The following is a 25,718-nucleotide window of genomic DNA, read 5'->3' on the forward strand; positions in this document are numbered from 1 at the left end:
ACAATTAGAATACGAATTGTTTGATTACGTAAATTGGTATAATAACCACAGGATACATGGGTCGTTAGATTACCTAACCCCTGTAGAATATAGATTAATGATGTCCGATAAAAAAGTGTCCTAAAAAGTGTTGACAATCCAATATTCATCATATCATTTCTTGAAATTTCCTTATCAAAAACTGCATTTATAAATAATACTTTATTAGCGCAATAAGCTTCTACATATGATATACTCTCAACATTATACAAATCTTTAGTTATATTTAACGCTTCTTCATCATTAAAATATAATCTATCTTTTTTTTGTGTATTCTCACTATATGAAAGCGATTCATTGCTTATACTATTGTTTTGTTGTGATTTACACCCTGAGAAAAAAATAATAAAACACATTACAAAAAAGATATTTTGATAATTTTACTCATCATAACCTCCTTTTGTTTTATATACATACACTATTTAGACTTTTTATTTTTTATCAAAAGAAAATTTACGTGTTAATGAATTTTCACATTTATAGTGTCCATCAGCTGGTGAATATACTCTAAATTGCCCCCAACCATAGTAAGTACCATCTGAAGGACTAATCACATGAGTCATAGAATGGGATCTAAACATACGACTTGAGCTTTCATCTCCCTTTGTACTGACTCTAGCACTAACTATTTTTCTTGTATTTGCATCGTATAATCTTGAAAGTATCTCTATCCAGTTTGTCTCTCCATTTGTTTTCATCTCTAAATCTAAAGTTATTTCATATCTAGATAAAGAATAATCTATATCACAACTTGAACCATACCTACGAAGCATTTTAATTATATCAAATTCTTTAACTTCTCTAGCATTTTGATCAAAAGGTGTTTTCATTAAGTTATTCTTATTTGGCATTTTTGCAAATTCTTGAGGTGCTACAGCTTTTAATACTTCTCCATATGACATACCTTTCCCTTCAAGCTCATTCATTTTTTCTAATTGCTTTTCATTAGCTTCCCATGTATATACGGGAATTCCATCTTCTTCTGTGATTTCTACTTTTCCAGAACCATATTTCATTGGTACTTTTGCATCAGCAAATGATGTAACTGTGCTAAAAATGAATAAAAATATTAACAATACTAATGATGTTTTTTTCAATGTCTAGGACTACCTCCTTTAGAAACGAAAATATAATGTCTAATTGAGTTACATAAAAAAAGCCCATAATTTATATCATTTTCATGTCGAAAATTGCATAAATCATGGACTTTTGTATATAAATACATTAACTTTTCAGTTAGAAAAGTCTAGATGTATTGATACATCTAGGCTTAATGGTTGTTTAACTTATGTAACATAATTTATGTTACATAAGTTAAACAATTTAATTTTGTTCTTTTTTATACACTTGTACTAATTTAACAACATCAGTTTTTTCTATGCTTAGATATCTCTTCTTTCTTCCAATTATTTTTCTAAAATAATAATGTTTAATACTATCAATATAAGTATATCCATAATATTCAAGTTCGCTGATTTTTATTCCTTCTTTCGTATTTACATACACATCCACATAAGGTTTTAAATCTTCTCCAACGACTTCATACGATGTATTTTTGTCAAGTTTTATTATGTCCTTTTCATCAGGTTCATCAAATGAATTAATAAATTGCTCCTTGAAAAGAAAACCTCCTGTATCTACAGAATGCACAGTAAATCCTAATAATTCAAACTTTTTTATTTCCTGTTCTATATTATTTTTATTTACTACATATGCGCTGCCTATTATAATAACAATCGTTAACAATATAATATATATTTTTTTCAAATCCATCTCTCCATATAATTAATTATTAGCAGGTTCAACGGCTCCTGTGATTTCTAATAAATATTCCATATCTTCTTTTCCGTGAACTGCGACATATATAATATCACCTGCTTTTATATCATCTTTATGATATGCAAAATTATACCAAATAGGAGTATATCTACCATTCAAATTAAGCGCTTCTGAATTTATACCATCACTTGGACTTTTCCCAGGTTTCCAACAAAATACAAAAAAATCATTTTGTGAAGATGGAAGATTTTTCTCATTTAAAACATGACATACTACATTTAAGTAATCATCATCTAAAATCTTTAATTTTGAAACATAAAATTTATTTTTTTCAGTAACATTTTCTTTAGTGTATGCAACACTCAACTTATCTCCATAACGTTCTGAACTTCCTTTACTTTCTGCAATAGAATCATATCTTCTTAACATTCCTTCTCCATATATTTTATCAAATCCTTTTGGCCCTAATTTCTTAGTGATAAAGTTTAACTTCCTTGAACTATTTCCTCTTGCATCTATCATTAATGCTAATGTTCCTGAAGCAGCTGCTGTAGCCGATGATGATCCATTACCATAGGTATATGTAGAAGTTCCAGCTTTGGCAACTTTATGTGGTTCAGCACTAGCTATAAATCTCGGACCTCTACTGCCTTTTCCTCTTGAAGAATACTTTGTTGGACTCCATCCTCCTGCAAAAGGGTCTACTCCTGCTCCAACAGGATAAGTTGTATATTTAGCTTCTGTAGTAAGAGTATCGTAATATGGACTTTCATCCCCTTCGTTTCCTGCAGCTACCATTACTGGGATTCCATCATTATTAAATTTATTAATATAGTCTACAACTAAATTCATGGTATAATCGCCTATTGGATATCTTTTTGGTTCATGCCCAAGAGAAATATTAACTACATCTATATCGTATACATCTTTATTTTTCCATAGCCATTTCAACCCTTTTAGCATATCACCTAAATCGCCACGATCTGATTTCAAGACTCTTACACCTACTAATGCCGCACCAGGAGCATGTCCATAATTATTTCCCGCAGCAATAGTAGACATTTTAGTTCCATGCCCCTGTTCATCTAAAGGTTTTTTTTCATCATCAACAGCATCATACCAAGCAATAACTTTACCTTTATCAAATTCTTTATGATCCGCATCTATACCAGTATCTATAACTGCTATCACCACATCATTTTTTGAGTAACTACTTTCATTACCATCACGATCCCCTGTAACATTGAAATCTCTTCTAGCATCCTCTACTTCTTCTAATATTTCTGAGCTTGCCTTACTTGCAGAAATTCCTGTTAAAGATTTTATATCAGTAATTTCTGAATCTTGAATTTCTAAGGTTCCTTTCACTTCATCTTCTAGAACAATATAATCTATTTCAGGAATTTTATTTAAAATAATTTCAACTTCTTCTTTTTTTAAACTAGCCTTATAAGTTGTAGAATCAATTTTTTCTATTTTATCATCATTTAATACTTGTATTAGTTTCTCTTCTAAGTCGCTCACTTTATGAAATGTATTAATTAGCACATCAAATTTTTCATCAGGATTTTTATTTGTGTATATTTCTTTAATCTTACCTTCTAATTTATCCTGAATATCACTTGTGTTTTCTTCTACAAAAGATTTTGCCAACATTGTATTGAATTTCATTGATTTAGTTTTCGCTTTTGTACGCTCTAAATTAATTTTGATTTCGGATTCTCTTGAAATATCATCGAGTTCTTCAAAAACTAATTCATATTTCTCACCATTGTACATTATGATATTGTCTTCCATATTCTCACTTGCATTCTCATAAACAGTTGATACTACCGTTTTGTTGCCTTCAATACTGTTTTGATTTTGCCCAAATGCAATTGATGGGACTCCACTAATTGAAATACTTAATCCTAAAATTAATACTATAATTCTTTTTTTCATTATATCTTCCTTAAATTGTTTATGTAAATAATATTATTGTGCTTTATACTCTGTTTTCTCTCCTTTCTAGTTCAAACCATATTTAGTCATAGTATAGTTTAAACTATCCGAAGTGAAAAAAATGTAGAAAAATGTTTTTTTATTTATTTTACAGTTTGTATAAATTTGTCAATGTTCTACATTGTCTAATTAAGTTACATTGATTAAAGCATCTATAAACCTGTTGTTTTCAATATGTTTATCATCTTCATTAAGAAAACCTCATGTATTTTTATTCAAAACAGGTGATTTTATACATGAAAAAACTTAATTTTTTATAATTTTCCTTTAAAAATATTAACACCTATGCCATTAAATAATGTAAATTTATTTATTAGGTTACAAATCCTAAGATTATAACCCTTTGAAAATGAACAAAATAAATCCAAAACTTATTTAACACAAGTTTCTTTAATTTCACGATTTTCAAGACTTCTAGCACCATCAACATAAAATTTTATATAAAGATTCAAAAGTCAATTATATATACAAAAATAACTAGGAGAAATTCTCCTAGCTGCTTTTATTTTTAATCCTATATCCAAGACCCCATAGGGTCTCTATGTATTGTGGGTTAGATGGGTCTGGTTCGATTTTTTCCCTTATCTTTCTTATATGAACTGTTACTGTGGATATATCACCAAAGGAATCTAATCCCCATATTCGCTCAAATATTTCCTCCTTGCTAAATACCCTATTAGGATTCTTACCCAATAGTTCTAATATATCAAATTCCTTAGAGGAAAGATTTACTTCCCTGTTGTTCACATAGGCCCTCTTTGAATAATTATCTATAACCAATCCATTTATCTCTATATTTTTATTATTACTTACACTCTTACTAGTTAGACGTTCATATCTTCCTAGATGGGCCTTTACCCTAGCAACTAATTCACTGGGACTAAAGGGCTTGGTTATATAATCATCAGCCCCAAGGCCCAATCCTCTTATTTTATCTATTCCCTCACCCTTAGCAGAAACCATAAGTATGGGAATATCTATACTACTTCTTAGGGACTTGCATATTTTAAATCCATCTATTTCTGGAAGCATCAAATCTAATATTATTAAATCAAACTTTTCATTTAATGCCCTATCTAGTCCCCCTTGACCACTTGTTTCTATCTCAACTTTATAATCATTGATTTCTAAATAATCCCTTTCTAACTCGGCAATACTTATATCATCTTCAATAATCAATATCTTTTTCATAGGAGTACCCCTTTCATATGCCTTAAGATTTTCTTATGGAGAAAAATATGCTAGTACCCTTATTTACTTCACTTTTAGCCCATATATCTCCTCCATGGGCCCTTATAATTTCTTTAGATATGGCCAATCCTAGTCCACTTCCTCCAATGGATGTATTTCTAGATTTGTCTGCCCTGTAGAACCTATCAAAAACATATGGAAGATCATCTTCGTTTATGCCCTTTCCATTATCTTTTATTTCAATTTGGACAAATTCTTCATATTCTTTAATATTTATTTCTACTATTAAATTTTTATCAGATTTATATTTCATGGAATTTTGTATAATATTTAATATGACACGCTGAAGTTTTTGAAGATCTGCCCTTACCATGATTTCTTCATTTCCCTGATTAAATTCTATAATTCCACCTATTTTCTCCATGTCAAAACTTAAGTCTTCAACACAGTATTTTAAATATTTTACTATATCAATAGATTGAAAAACAAAATCCACCTTGTTTAAATCTAATTTTGAAAATAAAAACAACTCATTTATTAAATTTTCCATATGATTAGCTTTATCATATATGGTATTTATATATTTGTCCATTTTTTCTGGAGATTTGGCCACCCCATCTTTTATTCCCTCTATATATCCTTTTATTGACATTATGGGAGTTTTCAAATCATGGGATATGTTAGATATTAGGTTTTTTCTATTTTCTTCATACTTAATATGCATATGTCTAGCATGTCTTAACCTTAATCTCATATCCTCAAAGTCTTTTATTAATTCTCCCATCTCATCGTTTCCATGCTCTTTTATATGATAGTCTAAATTACCCTTTTTAATCTGGTCAGTTCCATTTTTTAATTTTCTGATAGGTTTTATTATACCCCTATACATGGAAAAGGTTAATCCAAAGGCTACTATTAAAACTGCCACAATAGTTACTGATATGGTAAATATTCTAGCCTTACTCATTACAGCATCCCATTCTAATAAATCCACTATAATATAAATACTCATATTAGAATCATCTATTATAAAATCCCTTTGAGCCCCTACTACAAATCCTTCCTTCTGGATAACCTCATGCTCCATATCTGCATTTTCACCAAAGCCAGGTAATTTAGATAGTATCCTCTCTTCATTTACTATGGGAGATACATATTTTATTTCTCCATTTTCCTTTATAACCATCCCCAAAAAAATTTCATCCAGTTCCTTATCAAAGGATTTTAAATAATCTATGTCCTTTAGTTTTTCCTTGTTATTAATATAATCCATATTCAGTTGTCTTAAAATCTTTCCACTCCTATAGATACTTATTCTCGTTAATTTTAATGGATTTGCCCTTTCATAATAATCTAATTTATCATCAAATACTAAAGTACTTAACATACCATTAAATATGAAAATAAGAACTATAGGCATGAGAATCATCCCTATATATGAAAGTATAAGCCTAGTTTTTATAGACATAGTTTCCTCCAATTAATTTACTATTTTAACTTCACTTTTTTCATCCACATATTCTTGACCTTTTACAACTAGTTTATCTCCTGCCTTTAGACCCTTTTTAACTTGGACTAATCCATTATTAACTATTCCCGTCTTCACAACTGTTTTTTTAGGCATATTAGTTTCTATATCTACTACATATACATAGTCTTCATTTTGAGCCTTTAATATGGATTTCTTAGGTACTTGAATTTGATCATTGAGATTTGCTATTTTAAAATTAGCCTTTGCAAACATTCCCGTTCTTATTTTAGAATCTTCATTTAGAATCTCTATCTCTACAGGATATGTGGAGTTATTCCCTGTTCCCATGGGACTTATGGAAGTTATTTTTCCATTATAGTTTTCATCTAATGATTCTATATATACCTGGACATTATCTCCCTCATTAATTCTATTTACCACATTTTCTGCCACATTAACTTTAATATTTATTTTATTTAAATTAACTATTTTAAAGTCAGCATTCCCTGCCATTTCTCCAACTTCAATGTTTTTCTCAGCAACAATACCCTTTATAGGGCTTTTTACTATGGTATTTCCCAGGGCCAGTTCTCTATCCCTTTTATTTAAGTCTAAATCCTTCTTAGATTGTTCTAGACTTAACTTAATTTGATTAAGTTGAGACTCCACATTATCTAAATCATTTTTAGAGGCGGCCCTATTTTCGTATAATACCTTAGTATTATTGTAGTTTCTAAGGGCATCTCTGTATTTAAGTTCTAGATCTTTTATAGTTCTTTCTAATGAGCTAATTTTCATATGATAGGTATTTACAAGGGTATCACTATCTACAGTATAAAGTACATCTCCCTTATTTACCTTATCTCCCACATTAAAATAAATATTTTTTATTTCTCCTTTAGTTTTAGCTGACACATTAGTTTCTTCTAATGGATATGTTTTACCAAAGGAATCATATTCTTCCGTAACTGTAGATGTGGATAGTTCCATTACTTCCACTGGCACAACTTTTTTCTTAGTCACCTGGGCTGCCACTTCTTTTTTTCCACAACCGGTAACGCTAAATAATAACCCTATAGTTAATGTGATAAGTACACATGTCTTAAGCTTCTTCATTTTTCAATGTCCCCCTTCTCTTATTTGACCAATATACCTTACCTTCCTCTAATAAAGAATACACTATTGGAATTATTACTAAAGTCAATAGGGTAGATGCAACTAATCCAAATATTAAAGCATAACCCATCTCTCCATATTCAGCATTTTTTATAGCTAGAGGTAATATTCCACCTATAGTAGTTATGGATGTGGCAAATACTGGCATAAATCTAGTCTTTCCAGCCTCCCTAATAGCATCTACTAGGCTATACCCAGTTTTTCTCAAATAGTTAGTATAATCAACTAATACGATGGCATCATTAACAGCTATACCTACTAGGGATACTAATCCCATAAAGGCATACATACCAAAGTTATTATTAGTAATGATAAGTCCTGCCATTACACCTATTATGGCAAGGGGCACTGATACTAATATTACTATTGGTTGAGACAGGGAGTTAAATTGTACTGCTAATATGATAAATACCAGTAATACGGCTATTATCATATCTATAAATAGTTCTGTAAAAGATTCCCTTGTTTCCTGTGTCTCTCCACCATAGGATATGGTTACTCCCTTTGGTAGGGAATAATCCTTTGTTTCATTTTTAAATTGTTGGATTACTTCCCTTGATGTTATACCTTCTACTTGCCCTTCTATTTTTACTATCCTATCTAAATCATCGTGTTCTATCTTAGATAAGCCTATATGTTCTTTTACACTTGCAACTGTTTTAAATGGTATCTTTTGTCCCTTATTAGAAGTTATATATATCTTTTCTAAGTCCCTTAGGGTTTTAAATTCATCCTTATAATTTTTTATTATTATATCCGTTTCTTTATTGTTTTGTTTAAGCTCAGACACCTTTATACCTTGAATTGTATTTCTGATTTCCATGGACACATCAAATACACTTAATCCTAGTGTGGCAGCCTTTTCCTTATTGACTTCTATTTGAAGCTCTGGCCTACCACCTTCTAAACTAGTAAATACTTCTGTAGTTCCATCTATATTATCTATAATATTTTTAAAATCCTTTGCAATTTTTTCAATGGTATCTAAATCATCTCCCCTTAATTCAATGCTTATGGGTTTACCCGTAGGAGGACCATGTTGTTGTTTTTCTATAGTAATCTTAGCTCCAGGAATATTTGACATTTCTTCTCTAATAATAGCTGCAATTTCATTACTAGTCTTTTCCCTTTCATCTGAGTCCACTAAGTTTATATCTATTGCTGCCCTATTAGAATCACTTCCCAAACTACTTACAAAGTTATCTATATATTCATATTTATATAATAATTCTTCCACATCTTCCACTACTTGACCTGTTTCACTCAAAAGATACCCAGGTGGCGTCTCTATATTAATAGTAAATGTGGTACTATCCGTATCTGGCAATAGTTTAATCTTTAATAGCCCCATAGGTATGGTGGCTAAACTAGATACAAATACTAAAAGGGCACATAATAATACTAAAATTCTCTTCTTTTTAGAACTTAGTACATTATCCATGAAATTTGAATACTTCTTAATTACAACCAAATCTCCATGGGAAGTATTTTCTTTCATTTTAAATCTCTTTATAAACATGGCTCCTGAAAATACAATTGCCAATACTATAGTTATTATGGCAATTTTACCATCTATACTAAAGGCATACATGGAAAGTATAAATACAAATACTATGGCTAGTATATTATTTAATTTCTTTATCCTAGGACTAACCTTCTTTTCATCCTTCTTGTATTTACTTAGTAACTTAGAACAAAGTACTGGAGTAATTACTAAGGATACTATAAAGGATGAACCTATGGCGAACATTACAACTATTGGTATTACCTTCATAAACTGTCCCATGATTCCACCCATCATTGCCATAGGTAAGAAAGCTGCCATGGTAGTTAAGGTAGATGCCATTACTGCTGGTGCCACTTGATTTGTAGCAACCCTAGATGCAGTTTTTACATCATATCCTTCATCCCTTATTCTATCTATATTTTCCATTATAACTATGGCATTATCCACAAGCATTCCTAAGGCCAGAATCAATGCCAGTACAGATACACCATTAAAGGTCATATCTGTATTTTTCATAAGAATGAAACTACATAATAGGGATAATGGTATTACAAAGGATACTATTATGGATTCTCTAAGACCTATGAATAGGAATAAAACTATGATTACAACTAATAATCCTGAAATGGCATTAGATACTACATCATTTAAAGAATCCTCCACCTCTACAGCCTGATTATTTGCCACACTTACAAAAACATCCGATGGATATAATAGATTTTTTCCCCCTTCAATTAATCCTAAGATTTCGTTACAAGGACCTATTATATCTCCGTCATCTTCCCTCTTTACGGATATTTTTATAGTATTAGTAGTTTTATTTTCATGAGACATGGCCCTTTGAAACATTTGAGCATAGGACTTTACATCTTCAAAGGTGTCCTTCACTTGTGCCACATCTTTTAATTTTACAGGCACATTATCTTTAGTCATTATAACCGTATTTTCTATTTCTTCTATTTCCTTAAAGGAACCAACAGTTCTTATATTATAATTGGTATCATCTAATTCCATATCTCCACCTGGAAAATCCACATTAGATGATGATATGGCATTTTTTATATCTGCCCTAGTAAGATTATAGGTTTTTAACTTTCCATCCTCAATATATATGTGTATTTCCCTATCAAGTCCCCCTATTAAATCTACTTCTTGTATTCCATCTATCTTTTCTATTTCATCCTTAATATCTTCTGCTATATTTTTTAAAGTAACTAAATCATAATCTCCACTTATATTTAATTTCATAATTGGGGATTTTCCTATGTCATATTTTCTAACTATAGGTTCATCACTATCTTCTGGTAGTTTACTTTTCATTTTTGATAGTTCATTATTTATATCTTGTATTTTCTTATCCACATCTGTTCCTATTTCATATTCTATAATTATACTAGACACACTATTTTGTGATGTGGACGTAATGGATTTTATATCCTCCAATCCATTTATCTTAGTTTCTATTTCATCCGTAATAAGATTTTCTATCTCATTAGGTGACGCCCCCACATATGTGGTCATTATGTTTACATAGGGAAGTTCAATCTCAGGTGTTCTCTCTCTAGGTAATCCTATGTATGCAGTTCCTCCTAATAACAACAATCCTATAAGTATTAAATATACTACCCTATATCTTTCTAGGAAAAAATTAGATATTTGGCCTAAAATATTTATTTTATCATTTATCTCATTTCTATTACTCAAATTCCCTCCACCGCCTTTGTTTTTTAACAATGATAAATCTATATAACTGTCTATTATAGATTAATCCATAAGGATTAAATAATAAGAAAGTAAATATTAATTTTTTATTAACTCATATAAAAAAAAGATTAAGGCATATGAAAAAAATAAATTAGTCAGGTCCCTGAGGAATTTGGATTATTTTCGAGGCATGGTGAGCGAGCATATTAAACATATGTAAGGGATTCCATAACGAAGAAAATAATTCAAATAACCAGTGAAATGACTAATTTATTTTTTGAATATGCCTAATTGGGAACTTTTTATCCATAGCTTCGTCCAATAAATAAGCACATATACAAGAGATCTCTAGCACACCAATATAAGGCCCATACCATACTTTAAAGGGTTCATAGATCTTTTGTGTACTAAAAAAAGGATGTGAAAATTCACATCCTTTTTAAATTTCATATTTATCAATTATACTTTCTCTTTTTCTATTGTATTCTTCCTCTGTGATTGTATTGTTTAATCTATAGTTTTTTAATCTTTCTAATTTACTTTTTAATTCATCATTGCCACATGACCCAATTTGATTATCATAATAATATTCATCCTTAAAAAATAATTTAACTAAAATAAGGCAAATTATCATTTCAATTAAAGTAACTATCATAATAGCTACCATAATATATGCTTTTTTAAAACTTACTAGCTCATCTTTACTAGTAATGAAAATTAATTTAAAACCTGATTTTGAAGTTCTATAAAAAAGAATCTTATTTTCATTTAAATATTCATATTCTATTGTTCCTGCATCATAGTCTAACCTGTCTTTAATAAATTCCCTTTGAGAAATATTTGTACCTACCAATTCCTTATTTGGATGTATTAGTATGGTTCCATCCTTATCCGCTAAAAACAGATATCCACTTTCCGTAATTTTATTGTTTATTATTGTTTCATATACATTATCTGAGTGTATCTCTCTTAAAGATTTTTCATCTAGGTTCCTTGTGGCCTGATCTAATATATTATGAATATACTCCATATTATTAGAAATACTAGATTCCATCATTTCCGCATAAATTAAACTTCCCATCATTACATTGCATATTATTATGGCAAGTATTAATCCTAAGTATAAACTTAATTTTTTCCCCCTCACATGGTTTCCCCCTTTCTTTAATTCCCTTCTTTGATAATTCTTTAAATTTCTACATATTCCTCTATTTTCCCATAAGTCTATTCATGGAAATTAACAATCATTTGAAATTTATTCATTAAGTTGTTAAAATATAGTTTATAGACCATATTTTTGTAAATATTTGAAGAAATTTGAAATACTGCGGAGTGATATGGAAATATGGTCTTATAAATAAAAAGAATAGTCTAATTTTTACAAAATTTCAAGAGGAGGTATTAAGTTGTTAAAAGATTATATTATAGCTAAATCTACAGAAGACGTAATTAAGAGTTTCTCCTTATATGCTGGCAATTGTAGAGTAATTGCTGGAGGTACTGACTTAATCTTAGATTTAAAATCTGAGAAAATAACATGTGATCATCTTATTGATATCAATAAGATTGAATCTTTAAAAAAAATCCAACTAAAAGATGGAGAAATCTTAATTGGAGCTGGAGTTACCCATAATGAGGTAAATAAATCAGATTTGATAAATGAAAAAGGATCCTTATTGGCTAAAGCTTGTGGAACTGTTGGCTCCCTTCAAATTAGGAATACAGCCACCCTTGTTGGAAATGTGGTAAAAGCCCAGCCAGCAGCTGATGGTGCTGTTGCCCTAGTTGCTTTAGATGCTATGGCACAAGTTGAGGATAGTAATGGAACAAAATATATAGCTGTTAAAGACATGTATAGTGGACTTAGTAAATCGGTTATTGATTCTACAAGTGAATTAGTTACACACATAAAGTTTAAGGCTCTGCAAAAAAATCAAGGAAGTTCATTTGTTAGATTAAGTCAACGTAATGCATTGGCTCTACCAATGTTAAATGTGGCCGTTGTATTATCATTAAATGAAGATAATTCTATTGATTGGGCTAGAATTGTCATGTCACCAGTGGGACCTAAACCTACAAGGGCCACAAAGGCAGAAGACCTTTTAAAGGGTTCTACAATTAATAATGAATTGATTATTAAAGCTTCAAAACTAGCAGCAAAGGATGCGCATCCAAGAAGTAGTTCCTTAAGAGGTTCAGCAGAATATAGGAAAGAAGTATTAGAAACTTTAATACAAAGGGCCTTAAAAGAAGCTTTATCAGAAGCAGGATTAGACATATAAAACTCAGGAGGTCAGAGAAGTGGAAAAAAAATTACTTAAGTTTACATTAAATGGAGAAATGGTTCAAGTACATGTATCCCCAGATGAAACTTTGTTAGATATATTAAGAGATAAATTTCAATTAACAGGTACAAAAAAAGGCTGTGGACAAGGAGAATGTGGTGCTTGTACTGTAATTATGAATGGTAATGCAGTAAATTCATGTATAGTTTTAGCTATGCAGGCTATGGATTCTGTTGTGGAAACTATCGAAGGTATTGGTACTAAGGATAATCTTCATAAGTTGCAAGAGTCGTTTGTTAGTAAGGGTGCAATACAATGTGGTTTTTGTACTCCAGGTATGATCATGTCATCTAAAGCTCTTCTAGATAAAAATCCATCTCCAAATAAATCAGATGTGAAAGAAGCTATTTCTGGTAATATTTGTAGATGTACAGGTTACGTAAAAATTGAAGAAGCTGTTTTAGGCATATGAAAAAAATAAACTAGTGAATTTCCTGAGGAATTTGGATTATTTTCTAGGCATGGTGAGCGAGCATATTTAACATATGTAAGCGATTCCATAACAAAGAAAATAATTCAAATAACCAGTGAAATGACTAATTTATTTTTTGAATATGCCTTATCATTATGTGAAGAAAATAAATCTGAAAAACATGTTTTGGAGGGAAAATAGTGAAAAGAGAATATTCTACTATAGGTAAAAATGTTAAAAAATTAGATGGAATTGAAAAGGCCATGGGAAAGGCCACATTTACAACGGACATGACACTTCCTAAGATGCTTTATGGTAAAGTCCTAAGAAGCCCCCATGCCCATGCTCGAATAATTAAAATAGATACAAAAAAAGCCGAATCATTACCTGGTGTTAAGGCCATTGCCACATATAAAAATACACCTAGGGTAAAATTTAACACATCCGTGGCAGCACAAACTACTATACCACCTTTAAAACCTGTGGAAGATCAATACCTATTTGATTCAGTTGTTCGTTATGTGGGAGATGAAGTAGCTGCCGTAGCTGCCATATCTGAAAAAATAGCAAAGGAAGCACTAAAATTAATCCAAGTTGAATATGAAATTCTACCTGCCCTATTTGAACCTTTTGAAGCCATGAAGGAAGATGCCTATGAAATCCATCCTACAGAAGAGGAAAATAATATTGTGGCTGAAAGGGTCCATATAGAGAAGGGAGATGTAGATAAGGGTTTTGAATCTGCAGATCATATATTTGAACACACCTTTAAATTGCCCGTTCAAAAACAAGCACAATTAGAAACTCAGGCTGCTTTGGCTGAAGTGGGGGTAGGAGGTAAGGTTACCGTTTGGTCAACTACTCAAACACCCCATCCAACTAGAAGAATTCTAGCTAGTCTATTTAATTTGCCCTACAGTAAAATAAGGGTATTAAACCCTCCTTATATTGGAGGTGGATTTGGTGTTCGTATAGGATTGTCCGCAAAGGCAGAGCCTATTGCAGTGGCCCTATCCATCCTTTCAGAACAACCTGTTAAAGTTGTATATGATCGTAAAGAAGACTTTATTGCATCGGATACTCGCCATAGTGGATATGTAACTGTGAAAACTGGTGTTAAAAATGATGGTACCTTTACAGCTAGACAGATGTCATCTGTTCTAAATGCAGGAGCATATTGTAGTTTTAGTGCGGAAGTTCCTGGAGTTTTAGGTGCCATGGGTCTTTCCATATATTATTGTGAAAATCAAATGTATGATGGCCATTGTGTATATACTAATACAACACCAGCTGGAGCCATGAGAGGATTTGGTAATCCCCAGGCCATGTTTGCCATAGAATCTCAAGTAGATATTATGGCTCAAGCCTTAGGCATAGATCCATTAGAGATTAGAAGAAAAAACATAATGAAACCGGGTAAATCATGGATATTACCTTATGAATGTTTAAGTTCAGGTTTAGAAGAATGTATGGACAAGGGTGCAAATGCCATAGAATGGGAACGTAGAGGTAAGCTTAATAAGGAAAATGGAAGCATACGTAGAGGTGTAGGTATGGGTATTGGTACCCACGTATCTAACGCATGGCCATTTTGTGTAGATTATTCAAATGCCTATGTTACTATTCAACAGGATGGTTCTGTTCATGTTGCCAGTGGAGTACCGGATATGGGTACAGGAACCATAACTACCTTAAGTCAAATGGCAGCAGAAGTTTTAGAAGTTCCCTTTGAAAAGGTATCCATAACCTTTGCTGATACGGAATCTACTCCATATGAAATTGGAAGTCATGCTAGTAGAACTTGTTATGCCTCTGGCTCAGCCGTAGTAGCAGCATCTAATGATGCAAAGAAACAAATATTAGAATATGCCACAACTAAAATGAATGCACCAGATTTAATCATGGAAGATGGTTTCGTTTTCTGTACAGATAATCCAGAAAACAGAATGAGTCTTAGGGAAATAGCTCTACAAGCCCATTTGGAAGGAAAGCAGTTTGTTGGAGTAGGTAAGATTGTTCCTAAAAATGCACCTCCTTATTTCGCTCAATTTGCCGAAGTAGAAGTGGATATGGACACAGGGAAGGTCAACGTTATAAAAGTAGTATGCGCCAACGACGTAGGTAAAGCCATTCATCCTCAAATAGTAGAAGGACAATTAGAAGGAGGAGTAGTTATGGGAATGGGTTATGCCTTAGGAGAAGAAATAAAATATGATTCTAAGGGAAAACAGCTAAATTATTCCTTTGAAAAATACAACCTTCCTACGGCTATGGATATTCCAGAAATATATACAATCATTGTAGAATCTAATGATCCTACTGGTCCCTTTGGAGTTAAGGGTGTGGGAGAGACAAGTTCAGTTGCCACAGCTCCTGCCATATGCAATGCAGTATATGATGCCATAGGTATCCGTTTCCATGAAATTCCTTTAACAGAAGAACGTGTATATGAGGCAATTAAAAATAATAAGTAGTTTTACTTTTTAAAATAACAAAGAGGATATCCCATGGGATATCCTCTTTGTTATTTTAAAACTTAAATTTAACTATAGATTCTTGTAATTCTTGAGCTAGGTGAGACAAACGCTCACTAGAATTAGCCACTTCTTCTATGGCAGCAGATTGTTCCTCTGTTGAAGCTGCGGCTTCTTGGGTACTAGCTGCATTTTCCTGAGTTATGGCTGATAGGCCTTCCATAACTCTCAAAATTTCTTCTTTCTTTTGGCCCATTTCTTCTATAGATATGATAAATCTCTCCATGGCCTTTTCTGATAAGGACATGGCATTGGCAATTTCATGGTATTTACTCTCTGTGTCCCCTACACTTACCACTTGGGATTCTACTATTCTTGCAACTTCTTTCATCTTAGTAACTGCACCACCAGCGTTTTCTCTTAGTTCTACTACTATAGTATCAATTTCTTTAGTTGAGTTAGTTGATTCTTCTGCTAACTTCCTTATTTCTTCTGCCACTACAGCAAATCCTTTTCCTGCGTCCCCTGCACGAGCAGCTTCTATAGCTGCATTTAAAGCAAGGAGATTGGTCTGTTCTGATATATTTGCAATTACATTACTAGCCTGTCCTATTTTTTCTGTACTCTCATTAGTCTTAACTATTATACTAAAAATGTCCTTTGCTGCATTCCCACTCTCATCTGTTTTATCTATTAATTCCTTAATTACATTTAATCCTTCATTGATTACTTCAACTACCTTGTTAGAAGATTCGTTTAAATTATCCATCAATAACCTATTTGATTCTATTATTTCATCTAATTCACATACGGACTCAGATCCATTTTCCGTTTCCCTAGCTTGATTAGTAGCTCCATTAGCTAGTTCCTCAATAGTCCTTGCAATTTCCTCAGAAGAAGTAGATGTCTGTTGGGATATGGATTTTAACTCATGTGAAGAAGTAGTTAGTTCTTTTGATACCTCTTGTGACTTTTTCATCAACTCTATTAGATTCATTTGCATAGTAGCCAATGATCTAGTCATATCTCCCACTTCATCTTTCTTATCTAAGTACTTAACAGCTTCACTTTTTTCATCAAAGGTAAAATCATAAGTGGCTAATCTATCTGTAATATCTGATAACATGACAACAGATTTTATTACATATCTATTGTTCAAATATGATACTATCGACATGATTAATGTTCCTACAACAGATAAAGTAATCATAGTCTTTGCCATTTCAATATTATTATAAATACTAATCATTAAATAACTTATAATAGATATACATGCGATTATGCACATGCCCACATTCATTAAAACCATTCTTTTACTTAGCTTCACTTTCACTCCCCCTATATTAATTTCCTCACACATTTTCATATGTCTATATATTACATTATATAACAAAAATTTCTAATTTTCATGGTTTTTCCACATTTTTTTCTTTTTCATGTCCTAGATTGAACAAAAGGTCCTAAAAAATAAAAAAGTAAAAACAATTAAAATTTAACCATTATCCAAAGGGCCATCATTACTAGTATGGCTCCAGGAACCATTACTTGAATTCCTAACTTGTTGCTTTTATAAACTAATTCTTTATTAACTATTATTTTTAATGGGGATAATTCGTAGTTTACAAATAGCATTCCTAAAGATATGAAGAATAATCCTAATATTACAAAAAATACTCCTAATCCATACACCATAGTTCTCACTCCAAATCTCCTTTTTTATAATTATACCAAGAAAAACCCCAAAAAGAAATCTACGAGGCCTATTCCCCTTTCATATTAGTTAATTTACTTATGTCCCATACATATATATTATTTGAAAGTTCATTATCCCAAAATATACCTTCCTGAGATAAAACAACCTCCTTATTTTCGCTTATACTAAGTATACGAGCAATTTTTTTATTATTAATTTTATACTTTACTAGTCCCTTTTTCATGTCTACCACATGATAAAACTCACTAGGCATACTAACATCTTCTCCATACTTTAAAAAGGCTGGTACAAATATTAATTCATCTGTGGCCACAAATATGGGTAGGGTAGTTTTCTTTTCCAATTTCATAGTACTTATTTTTTTCCCCCTATTAGAATTTAATATTCTTAAGGTTTTATCAGAATATAATCCTATTATTTTAGATTTATCTACGGTTAAAGCACTAGTCATTAATGTCCAATCACTGTTTATACTCCTTTTGTAAGTATCATTATACTTCATACTTCCATCCAGCAAATCAAATCCATATATGGATACATTTCCTACGCCAAAATTAGCACTTAATATATTTTTATCCCTTATAAAATCTACACTTTTAAAGGGTCCATATTTTTCATTTATTTTAACATCCCTTATCAAGTCCTTTTCCACATGTATTATTTTTTTCACATGATAATAACTCTTTGTATAGTAATCCTTTTTGTTATTATAGTATAAATGGACTCCGTCATAAAATATTATCTTACCATCATCTGATAAGATTATGTTTTCAATTTGAATTGGATCACTTTTAAGTTTTTCTTCCATACTTATATATTTAAATACTTTCATATTTTCTAAATCATATAATACTAGATCAGTAATCCTAGGTAATCTTATTTTATTACTCTCTTCCATAAAAGTTTTTTTCCTAGGTTCCATGGGATATATTAAATATTTCCCATCTCCAGAGAAATCTATTAAGGATTGTCTCTCCCTATTCTCTTCATTTATTGAAATAGATTTTAAAAGTTTAAATTCCTTTAAATCATATATATTTATTTCATTCTCTGTTCCCCTATTTAAGTACTTGTACACCATCATATATTTAAATTTATTGTGAACTTTAGCTTCTATGGAGTAATGGGGTGCTAACTCTTTAGTTTCCATAGTTCTTGTTTCTTTATTTTCTCCAGTATTTTTATCGTAGATGAGTAATTTAAATTTATACTTTTTAAATACATCTAATTTTTCTTCTTTCATAGTTACCACATATATATCCTTATCCTCATTGGTAAAACCAGATTTTAATAGGACCTCATCTTCAGGTACATAAATTGTAAACTTTAATTTCTCCAACTCTCCATGCCCATAGGCTACAATAGAGGTAAAAGCCATAAATATTATAAATAATAAGAAAATCAACTTCTTCATAAAAACTCCTCCTACTAAGGATTAATTTCTACAAATTTTCCTAAAAACCTTCAAAAAGCATAAAGATATGAAATTTAAATTTTCAATGGTTTCCTGAAGTAGGCCCACACAAAGGAAATTTATAAATAATAAATCTATAATTTATATGAAATTAAGAATAATAACCAAACTTAAAGTAGAAAGAATTATGAAAAGTATAGTTCCTATAACAAATGACCTTATTCCCTTATTTAGAATACTTTTAAAATCAACAGACAATCCCATTCCTGTCATGGCCATAAGTATTAATAGTGAACTTGCCTTTGTTAATATTCTAGTCATGTCTACTGGAATTATTTTAAATGAATTTATAACACTAGCTAATATGAAATATAAAACGTAGGTTGGAAACTTAGCCTTTTTATTTTTTATACCTTCTTTGTTAAAAATAGAACTTAATACTATGGATATGGGAACCATCATCAATACCCTTGTCATTTTAACAATAGTTCCAATTTCTCCAGATTTATCTCCTAGTGCAAATGCAGCTGCAAGGGCATGGGCCACACCATGAAGAGAAATACCTGACCATACTCCATATTGAACTGAACTTATGTCTATAAAACTTGTGCCAATGGCTGAATATAATATTACTCCAATGGCACCTAAAAGACTAACAACAGATACGGAGATTACAGAATCATCATCATCTGCATTTATACAAGGAGCCATGGCAACTACTGCCGATGCCCCACATATACTGGTTCCTACCCCTATTAATGTGGCTAATTTTTTATCTACTTTAAATAATTTTCCTAATATTATGGATAAGGTTAATGCAGCAGTAACATATACTAATACCATTATTACTATTTTAGGACCTAGCTTTAATAGGGCATAAATATTAAGCTTGAAACCTAATAAAACTATCCCTACCTTTAAAAGTTTCTTCAAAGAGAAGGTAACACCCTTTTTAAAGATGTTCTGGGTTCCCATTGTATTGTTATAAATAATACCTATGATTATGGCAATTGTAAGAGCTTCAATATTTATATGGTTTTTTAATAATTCATTTATACACATGGATAAATAAGAAATTCCTAGAATAAAAATAATACCAGGCATATACTCTTTAATATATTTCATTCCTTTTCCCCCTTAAATTTCTTCTTTCTTACTTGGATACTAAAAAGGACTATAGTAGGTAAAATCACTTGAAATACTACAGCATAATAGGGCCATACTTTAAAAGCCCACTGGACCATTTCCCTTACGTTATCATAAATTATATTAGATAGATTAATCATTAATAAACCCACTGGCACTACTATGGTTCTATAATCCTTTAGTCCACAGATCCTCTCCACCCCTTTGCAGGCTCCCAAAAAGCATATACTTATTTTAATAAATCCTCCTACCAGAAAGGCTATTGATACTACAATTTCTGATCTCTGTATAAAATTCCCAATATTTATTCTGCTTACAGCACTATAGTAAGGGAAGAATAATTCCTTATAATTATTTTCTCCTAAAACAAGAATTCCAGTAAAGGCTGTACTAATAACCATAAACCCACCTATTACTAATCCCCATGTATAAACCCTATAGGAAGATTTACTATCCTTTAAAGATGAAAAAACAAGACAGAATATAATTGTTTCAGCAAAGGGAAATGTAAAAACTGAAAAGGCACCTTTTAATACGGGTTTTATCCCATCTGATAAGATAGGCTGTATTCTATTTATGTCCATATCAGGTATTAAAAAAAATATGGTTACTATTATTAGAACTATAAGCATAATAAAAGTAACTTGTACCCACCTTCCTAATATTTCTATTCCACTTATAACTGCCCATATGCACAACAGATTAAGAATAATTATAGTTGCCATCATGGGAGTTTTTAATAAGGATACAGTAGATGCAAACTCTCCAAAATTCCTAAGGACCAATACACCTAAATGAAAGGCAAACCATGTATACAATATGGAAATACATTTTCCTAGGAATTTACCAAAAACTACTTCAAGTATGGAAAATAAATCTTCCTTAGGAAAAGTAGCAAGTATTTTTGCGTAAATCATCAAAGCGGGAAAGGAAATAATTGTTCCTAGTATGGTTGCTAACCAAGAATCTCTACCTGCCTCTCCTCCTATGCCTAATATGGATGTACTTCCTATTACAAACATTACTACTAATAGTACACCTTGTCTATCAGAAATTTCTTCTCTACCCATTATTTTCCCTCCAAAGTATGATAAAACTATATTAATGGAATATATCATATTGTTTCACAAACTAATAAAATATATTAAAAGATTCTTCTAATGTATTTCCCTGCCATTAACATAAGATCAAGTCATAAAGTTTATTAGGCATATTCAAAAATTTTTATAAATAACAATTGACAGGCACACCATATGGTTATATTATCAATAGGATTAGTATTTTAAGGCATATGAAAAATTTTAAATAAAGGAAGATTAAAAATGACAGAACAAAATTTAAGTTTCATTGATGAGGTTAGAAGAAGAAGAACCTTTGCAATCATTTCCCACCCGGATGCGGGAAAAACTACCTTAACTGAAAAGTTCCTATTATATGGAGGAGCCATTCGATCAGCAGGATCTGTTAAATCTAGAAGATCACAAAAACATGCCGTATCAGATTGGATGGAAATAGAAAAACAAAGGGGTATATCAGTCACATCCAGTGTGCTTCAATTTGAGTACAATAACTTTTGTATTAATATTCTAGATACACCAGGTCACCAGGATTTCAGTGAAGATACTTACAGAACTCTTATGGCAGCAGATAGTGCCGTTATGGTTATTGATTCTGCAAAGGGTGTGGAGGACCAAACAAAGAAATTGTTCCAAGTATGTAAAATGAGAGGAATTCCTATTTTTACTTTCATAAACAAGATGGACCGTACAGGACGAGAGCCCTTTGAACTCCTTGAAGATATTGAAAATGTCCTGGGAATCCGTTCATGTCCTATGAACTGGCCTATTGGTTCAGGTAAGGATTTTAAAGGAGTTTATAACCGTCACAAGGAACAAATAGAAGTCTTTGATGATGGAAACCACGGACAATCCATTGCTGATGCAATTAAAGGTGATTTAACAGACGAAAAGTTTAATGACTTATTAGGAGAAGAACTTCATGAACAACTAATGGGAGATATTGAGCTTTTAGACATTGCAGGAGATAATTTTGATTTGGATAAGATATTAAAGGGAGAATTAACTCCATTATTCTTCGGAAGTGCCCTTACTAACTTTGGTGTGGAACCATTCTTAGAGTCATTCTTAGACATAACCATGCCACCTACACCACGTACTAGTAATTTAGGTGAAATCGATCCTGAATCAGATAACTTCTCTGGATTTATCTTTAAAATTCAAGCTAATATGGACCCTGCCCACAGGGACAGAATAGCATTCTTAAGAATTTGTTCTGGTAAATTTGAAAAGGGTATGGCTGTAAATCATGTACAAAGAAATAAAAAGGTAAAACTTGCCCAACCACAGCAATTTGTGGCCCAGGATCGTGTAATGGTGACGTCAGCTTATCCTGGAGATATTATAGGTATACATGACCCAGGAATATTTAATATTGGTGATACCCTATCAGCTAAAAACGTAAAACTAAAATATAAGGGAATACCACAATTTGCTCCTGAACATTTTGCAACCATATCCACAAAGAATTCTCTTAAGAGGAAGCAATTCCTAAAGGGAATTACTCAAATTGCCCAAGAAGGAGCAATCCAAGTATATAAACGTCCTAATATAGGTATAGAAGAACTTATTGTGGGAGTAGTTGGAGTACTTCAATTTGAAGTATTAGAATATAGACTTAAAAACGAGTATGGTGTGGATATTACTATGGAAAGATTACCATATCGTTATATTCGTTGGGTAGAAATGGATAACTTCAATGCTTCTAAATTCTCCATGACAATGGATACTATGTTAGTTGAGAATAAGGATGAAGAACCTGTATTATTATTCTCAAACGAATGGTCTATCAGACAGATAATAGAAAGAAACGAAGGATTATCCTTAAGAGAAACTTCTTTAGTTGAATAGATTATTGTTAAAAAATACCCATGGATTTTTATAGAATCCATGGGTATTTTAGTAAGATGATTATTAAAAGCCTACTAAGGCATATTTTCTAGATAATTGAATACCTTGTAAATATATAATACAAATGTTTCTAGACTTTTTTTCATCCTCTTTTACAATTTCTTATTTATTAACTAAATCCTTAACAACTTCTGATGCAATAATAAGTCCTGCCACAGAAGGCACAAAGGAAACACTTCCTGGAATAGATCTTCTTTCAACACAGGTCCTATCCGTATTAGGACAAATACAATCTGTTTTACAATCTCCCTCTGATACTTTAGGAGTTATTGGCTGTTCCTTAGAATATACTACCTTTAACTTCTTAATCCTTCTATTTCTCAATTCTTTCCTCATGACCCTTGCTAAAGGACATATACTAGTCTTATGAATGTCTGTTACTTCTAACATGGTTGGATTAAGTTTATTACCTGTTCCCATGGAACTAATAATAGGAAACGCCCTTTTATTACATCTCTCAATCAAATCTAGTTTAGCTGATACCATATCAATGGCATCTACCACATAATCACAATGCTCTGGAAGAATCTCCTCAGCCGTATCTTTATTATATAGCATATGATAAGTTTCTATAGTTGCCTTTGGATTAATATCTAAAATCCTTTCTTTCATAACTTCCACTTTAGATTTCCCAACAGTTTTTCTAGTGGCATGAATTTGCCTATTAATATTTGTTAAACATACCTCATCATCATCACATAAAACAAAATGCCCCACTCCACAGCGGGCTAACCCTTCTGCCACAAAAGAACCTACTCCACCAACTCCAAAGATTAAAACTTTACTTCCCTTTAATTTATCTAGTCCCTCTTTACCAATAACCATTTCTGTTCTTGAAAATTCGTGTAACATGTCCTGCCTCCTTAAAAATACTCTAGTAACACTTTACTTTATGTGATAATGATTTTCAAGTTAATTTTAATGAGCCTAAATATAAATTTATTATTAATTATTTTACATATTTGTATTCATTGTTACAATCCCCTATAGACTAAATAGGGCCTATGACAAAATTTGTTTATCATAGGCCTTTTTACTAGGACTTTATCATATTTAATATAATATCTTTCATTTGACTAACTTCATCATATATATGTGAAAGTTCAGTAGTTAATAATTTTCTGTCTTTCATAAGTACTTTTCCATTTACCATAGTCATGGTCACATTACTTGCATATGCTCCATATACAATACCTGCATAATAATCATATAAAGGTAACATATTTGGAGTATTCGTATCAATTATGATTATGTCTGCCCTCTTTCCAACTTCAATAGAACCTATTATTTTATCTAGTCCAATGGCCTTAGCCCCTCTTATAGTTCCAAGTTCCACTGCACTTAGGGCACTGGCAATACTTCTATCTCCTTCTCTCACCTTTTGAAATTTAGTGTACTGGTGCATTACACTAATAATATCTTGATGATTTCCACTCATGGGTCCATCAGTTCCTATTCCCACAGAAATATCCTTTTTGAGCATTCTATGAATAGGGGCTATGGGTCTAGCGCTTTTAGCATTTGCACCCACATTATGTATAACACTTACTCTATTCTTCTTTAAAATTTCCATATCATTATCTGTAGTATAAACACAGTGGGCACCTATTAGTTTTTCACATAAAAAACCTATACTATCTAAATACTCAATTGGTGTTTTACCATACTCATTTTTAAATCTTTCTATTTCAAAATCCATTTCCGATAGATGCATTAAAATAGGTACATCATATTTATGAGCAATATCTTTAATTTTTAATAGATGTTCCCCATCATTAGTATAGGTAGCATGGGGCCCTATGGCAGGAATTATTAAATCATCCTTTTTCCATTTTTCAATAAAATTAATACTATAGTCAATTCCACCATAGGGTTTATGTGAATCTGGAGTTTTCTTATTTAATACGGACTCTCCTAGGATGGCCCTCATTCCCATTTCCTTAGTAACCTTTGCCACTTCATCTTCATAATAGTACATATCCACAAAGGTAGTGACTCCACCAAGGATCATTTCTGCCATACTCAGTTTAGCTCCAACCCTTACTAGTTTTTCATCTACTATATTTTCTTCCAGTGGAAATATATATTTCCTAAGCCTATCGGGCACATCTTCCCCTAGTGTCCTAAAAAGGCTCATGGAAACATGACAATGACCATTGATAAATCCAGGCATTATTATGCCTCCCTTTCCATCTATCATCTCACAATCATGGTATTTTGAAAGTAATTCTTTACAATCTCCTATCTCTATGATTTCCCTATCTCTAATAATAATGGCACCCTTTTCTATAATATGTCTATCTTCATTCATAGTTAAAATAGTTCCATTGTATATACATTTGTATGACATTATATCAC

20 protein-coding genes are annotated in these 25,718 nt (G+C 31.5%); 5 read left to right on the top strand and 15 right to left on the bottom strand.

The features are described 5' to 3' along the window. Positions 1-124, top strand: a 124-nt coding sequence (locus N4A57_RS13370) for an IS3 family transposase (protein ID WP_293658522.1), incomplete at its 5' end; no start/stop codon positions are given. 346 nt (positions 125-470) lie between these two features. Here the strand turns inward: N4A57_RS13370 and N4A57_RS13375 are convergent. The 8 genes from N4A57_RS13375 to N4A57_RS13410 all read right to left on the bottom strand — a co-directional run bounded on the left by N4A57_RS13375 (position 471) and on the right by N4A57_RS13410 (position 12,015). Continuing rightward, positions 471-1,136 carry a hypothetical protein gene (locus N4A57_RS13375; protein ID WP_293658492.1) on the bottom strand — a complete coding sequence of 222 codons (666 nt, stop codon included), beginning with the start codon at positions 1,134-1,136 and terminating at the stop codon, positions 471-473. A 226-nt stretch (positions 1,137-1,362) separates the two neighbouring features. Then, the gene (locus N4A57_RS13380; protein WP_293658493.1) at positions 1,363-1,806 is read right to left on the bottom strand and encodes a hypothetical protein; all 444 of its coding nucleotides are present in this window, start codon (positions 1,804-1,806) and stop codon (positions 1,363-1,365) included. An 18-nt stretch (positions 1,807-1,824) separates the two neighbouring features. Continuing rightward, positions 1,825-3,759 (bottom strand): S8 family serine peptidase, encoded by a 1,935-nt coding sequence (locus tag N4A57_RS13385; RefSeq protein WP_293658494.1) that lies wholly within the window; start codon positions 3,757-3,759, stop codon positions 1,825-1,827. A 552-nt stretch (positions 3,760-4,311) separates the two neighbouring features. Next, the gene (locus tag N4A57_RS13390; RefSeq protein ID WP_293658495.1) at positions 4,312-5,010 is read right to left on the bottom strand and encodes a response regulator transcription factor; all 699 of its coding nucleotides are present in this window, start codon (positions 5,008-5,010) and stop codon (positions 4,312-4,314) included. Between the two features lie 22 nt (positions 5,011-5,032). Then, on the bottom strand, positions 5,033-6,478 hold the full coding sequence (locus N4A57_RS13395) for a sensor histidine kinase (protein ID WP_293658496.1): 1,446 nt from the start codon (positions 6,476-6,478) through the stop codon (positions 5,033-5,035). A 12-nt stretch (positions 6,479-6,490) separates the two neighbouring features. Further along, the gene (locus tag N4A57_RS13400) at positions 6,491-7,597 is read right to left on the bottom strand and encodes an efflux RND transporter periplasmic adaptor subunit (RefSeq protein WP_293658497.1); all 1,107 of its coding nucleotides are present in this window, start codon (positions 7,595-7,597) and stop codon (positions 6,491-6,493) included. Next, positions 7,584-10,868, bottom strand: coding sequence for an efflux RND transporter permease subunit (locus N4A57_RS13405; RefSeq protein ID WP_293658498.1), 3,285 nt, complete (start codon positions 10,866-10,868; stop codon positions 7,584-7,586). The genes N4A57_RS13400 and N4A57_RS13405 overlap by 14 nt, the downstream gene beginning before the upstream one ends. A 439-nt stretch (positions 10,869-11,307) precedes the next feature. Next, positions 11,308-12,015 carry a cache domain-containing protein gene (locus tag N4A57_RS13410; protein ID WP_293658499.1) on the bottom strand — a complete coding sequence of 236 codons (708 nt, stop codon included), beginning with the start codon at positions 12,013-12,015 and terminating at the stop codon, positions 11,308-11,310. 259 nt (positions 12,016-12,274) lie between these two features. On the opposite strand from N4A57_RS13410, the gene N4A57_RS13415 reads away from it, so the two are divergent. The 3 genes from N4A57_RS13415 to N4A57_RS13425 all read left to right on the top strand — a co-directional run bounded on the left by N4A57_RS13415 (position 12,275) and on the right by N4A57_RS13425 (position 16,099). Further along, complete coding sequence (locus N4A57_RS13415; protein ID WP_293658500.1) at positions 12,275-13,150, top strand: FAD binding domain-containing protein; 876 nt, start codon at positions 12,275-12,277, stop codon at positions 13,148-13,150. 19 nt (positions 13,151-13,169) lie between these two features. Continuing rightward, a complete protein-coding gene (locus N4A57_RS13420) occupies positions 13,170-13,625 on the top strand; it encodes a (2Fe-2S)-binding protein (protein WP_293658501.1) in 456 nt (151 codons plus the stop codon). Between the two features lie 200 nt (positions 13,626-13,825). Beyond that, on the top strand, positions 13,826-16,099 hold the full coding sequence (locus N4A57_RS13425) for a xanthine dehydrogenase family protein molybdopterin-binding subunit (RefSeq protein ID WP_293658502.1): 2,274 nt from the start codon (positions 13,826-13,828) through the stop codon (positions 16,097-16,099). 55 nt (positions 16,100-16,154) lie between these two features. On the opposite strand, the gene N4A57_RS13430 is transcribed toward N4A57_RS13425, so the two are convergent. From N4A57_RS13430 to N4A57_RS13450, 5 genes are all read right to left on the bottom strand, one after another. Further along, positions 16,155-17,426, bottom strand: coding sequence for a methyl-accepting chemotaxis protein (locus N4A57_RS13430; RefSeq protein ID WP_293658503.1), 1,272 nt, complete (start codon positions 17,424-17,426; stop codon positions 16,155-16,157). Between the two features lie 158 nt (positions 17,427-17,584). Further along, a complete protein-coding gene (locus N4A57_RS13435; RefSeq protein WP_293658504.1) occupies positions 17,585-17,800 on the bottom strand; it encodes a hypothetical protein in 216 nt (71 codons plus the stop codon). A 59-nt stretch (positions 17,801-17,859) separates the two neighbouring features. Then, positions 17,860-19,227 (bottom strand): hypothetical protein, encoded by a 1,368-nt coding sequence (locus N4A57_RS13440; RefSeq protein ID WP_293658505.1) that lies wholly within the window; start codon positions 19,225-19,227, stop codon positions 17,860-17,862. 141 nt (positions 19,228-19,368) lie between these two features. Continuing rightward, positions 19,369-20,352 (bottom strand): YeiH family protein, encoded by a 984-nt coding sequence (locus N4A57_RS13445; RefSeq protein WP_293658506.1) that lies wholly within the window; start codon positions 20,350-20,352, stop codon positions 19,369-19,371. Beyond that, on the bottom strand, positions 20,349-21,443 hold the full coding sequence (locus N4A57_RS13450) for a GerAB/ArcD/ProY family transporter (RefSeq protein WP_293658507.1): 1,095 nt from the start codon (positions 21,441-21,443) through the stop codon (positions 20,349-20,351). The genes N4A57_RS13445 and N4A57_RS13450 overlap by 4 nt, the downstream gene beginning before the upstream one ends. A 252-nt stretch (positions 21,444-21,695) precedes the next feature. Between N4A57_RS13450 and N4A57_RS13455 the strand changes: the two genes are divergently transcribed. Beyond that, positions 21,696-23,300 (top strand): peptide chain release factor 3, encoded by a 1,605-nt coding sequence (locus N4A57_RS13455; RefSeq protein ID WP_293658508.1) that lies wholly within the window; start codon positions 21,696-21,698, stop codon positions 23,298-23,300. Positions 23,301-23,462: 162 nt separating this feature from the next. Here N4A57_RS13455 and N4A57_RS13460 read toward each other — a convergent pair whose 3' ends face one another. Both N4A57_RS13460 and N4A57_RS13465 read right to left on the bottom strand, forming a co-directional pair. Next, positions 23,463-24,212, bottom strand: coding sequence for a tRNA threonylcarbamoyladenosine dehydratase (locus tag N4A57_RS13460; protein ID WP_293658509.1), 750 nt, complete (start codon positions 24,210-24,212; stop codon positions 23,463-23,465). 184 nt (positions 24,213-24,396) lie between these two features. After that, positions 24,397-25,710, bottom strand: a complete 1,314-nt coding sequence (locus N4A57_RS13465) for an amidohydrolase (RefSeq protein ID WP_293658510.1) — start codon at positions 25,708-25,710, stop codon at positions 24,397-24,399. Between the last annotated feature and the right edge of the window lie 8 nt (positions 25,711-25,718).

Source organism: Anaeromicrobium sp. (genome assembly GCF_025210435.1).
GTDB lineage: Bacteria > Bacillota > Clostridia > Peptostreptococcales > Thermotaleaceae > Anaeromicrobium.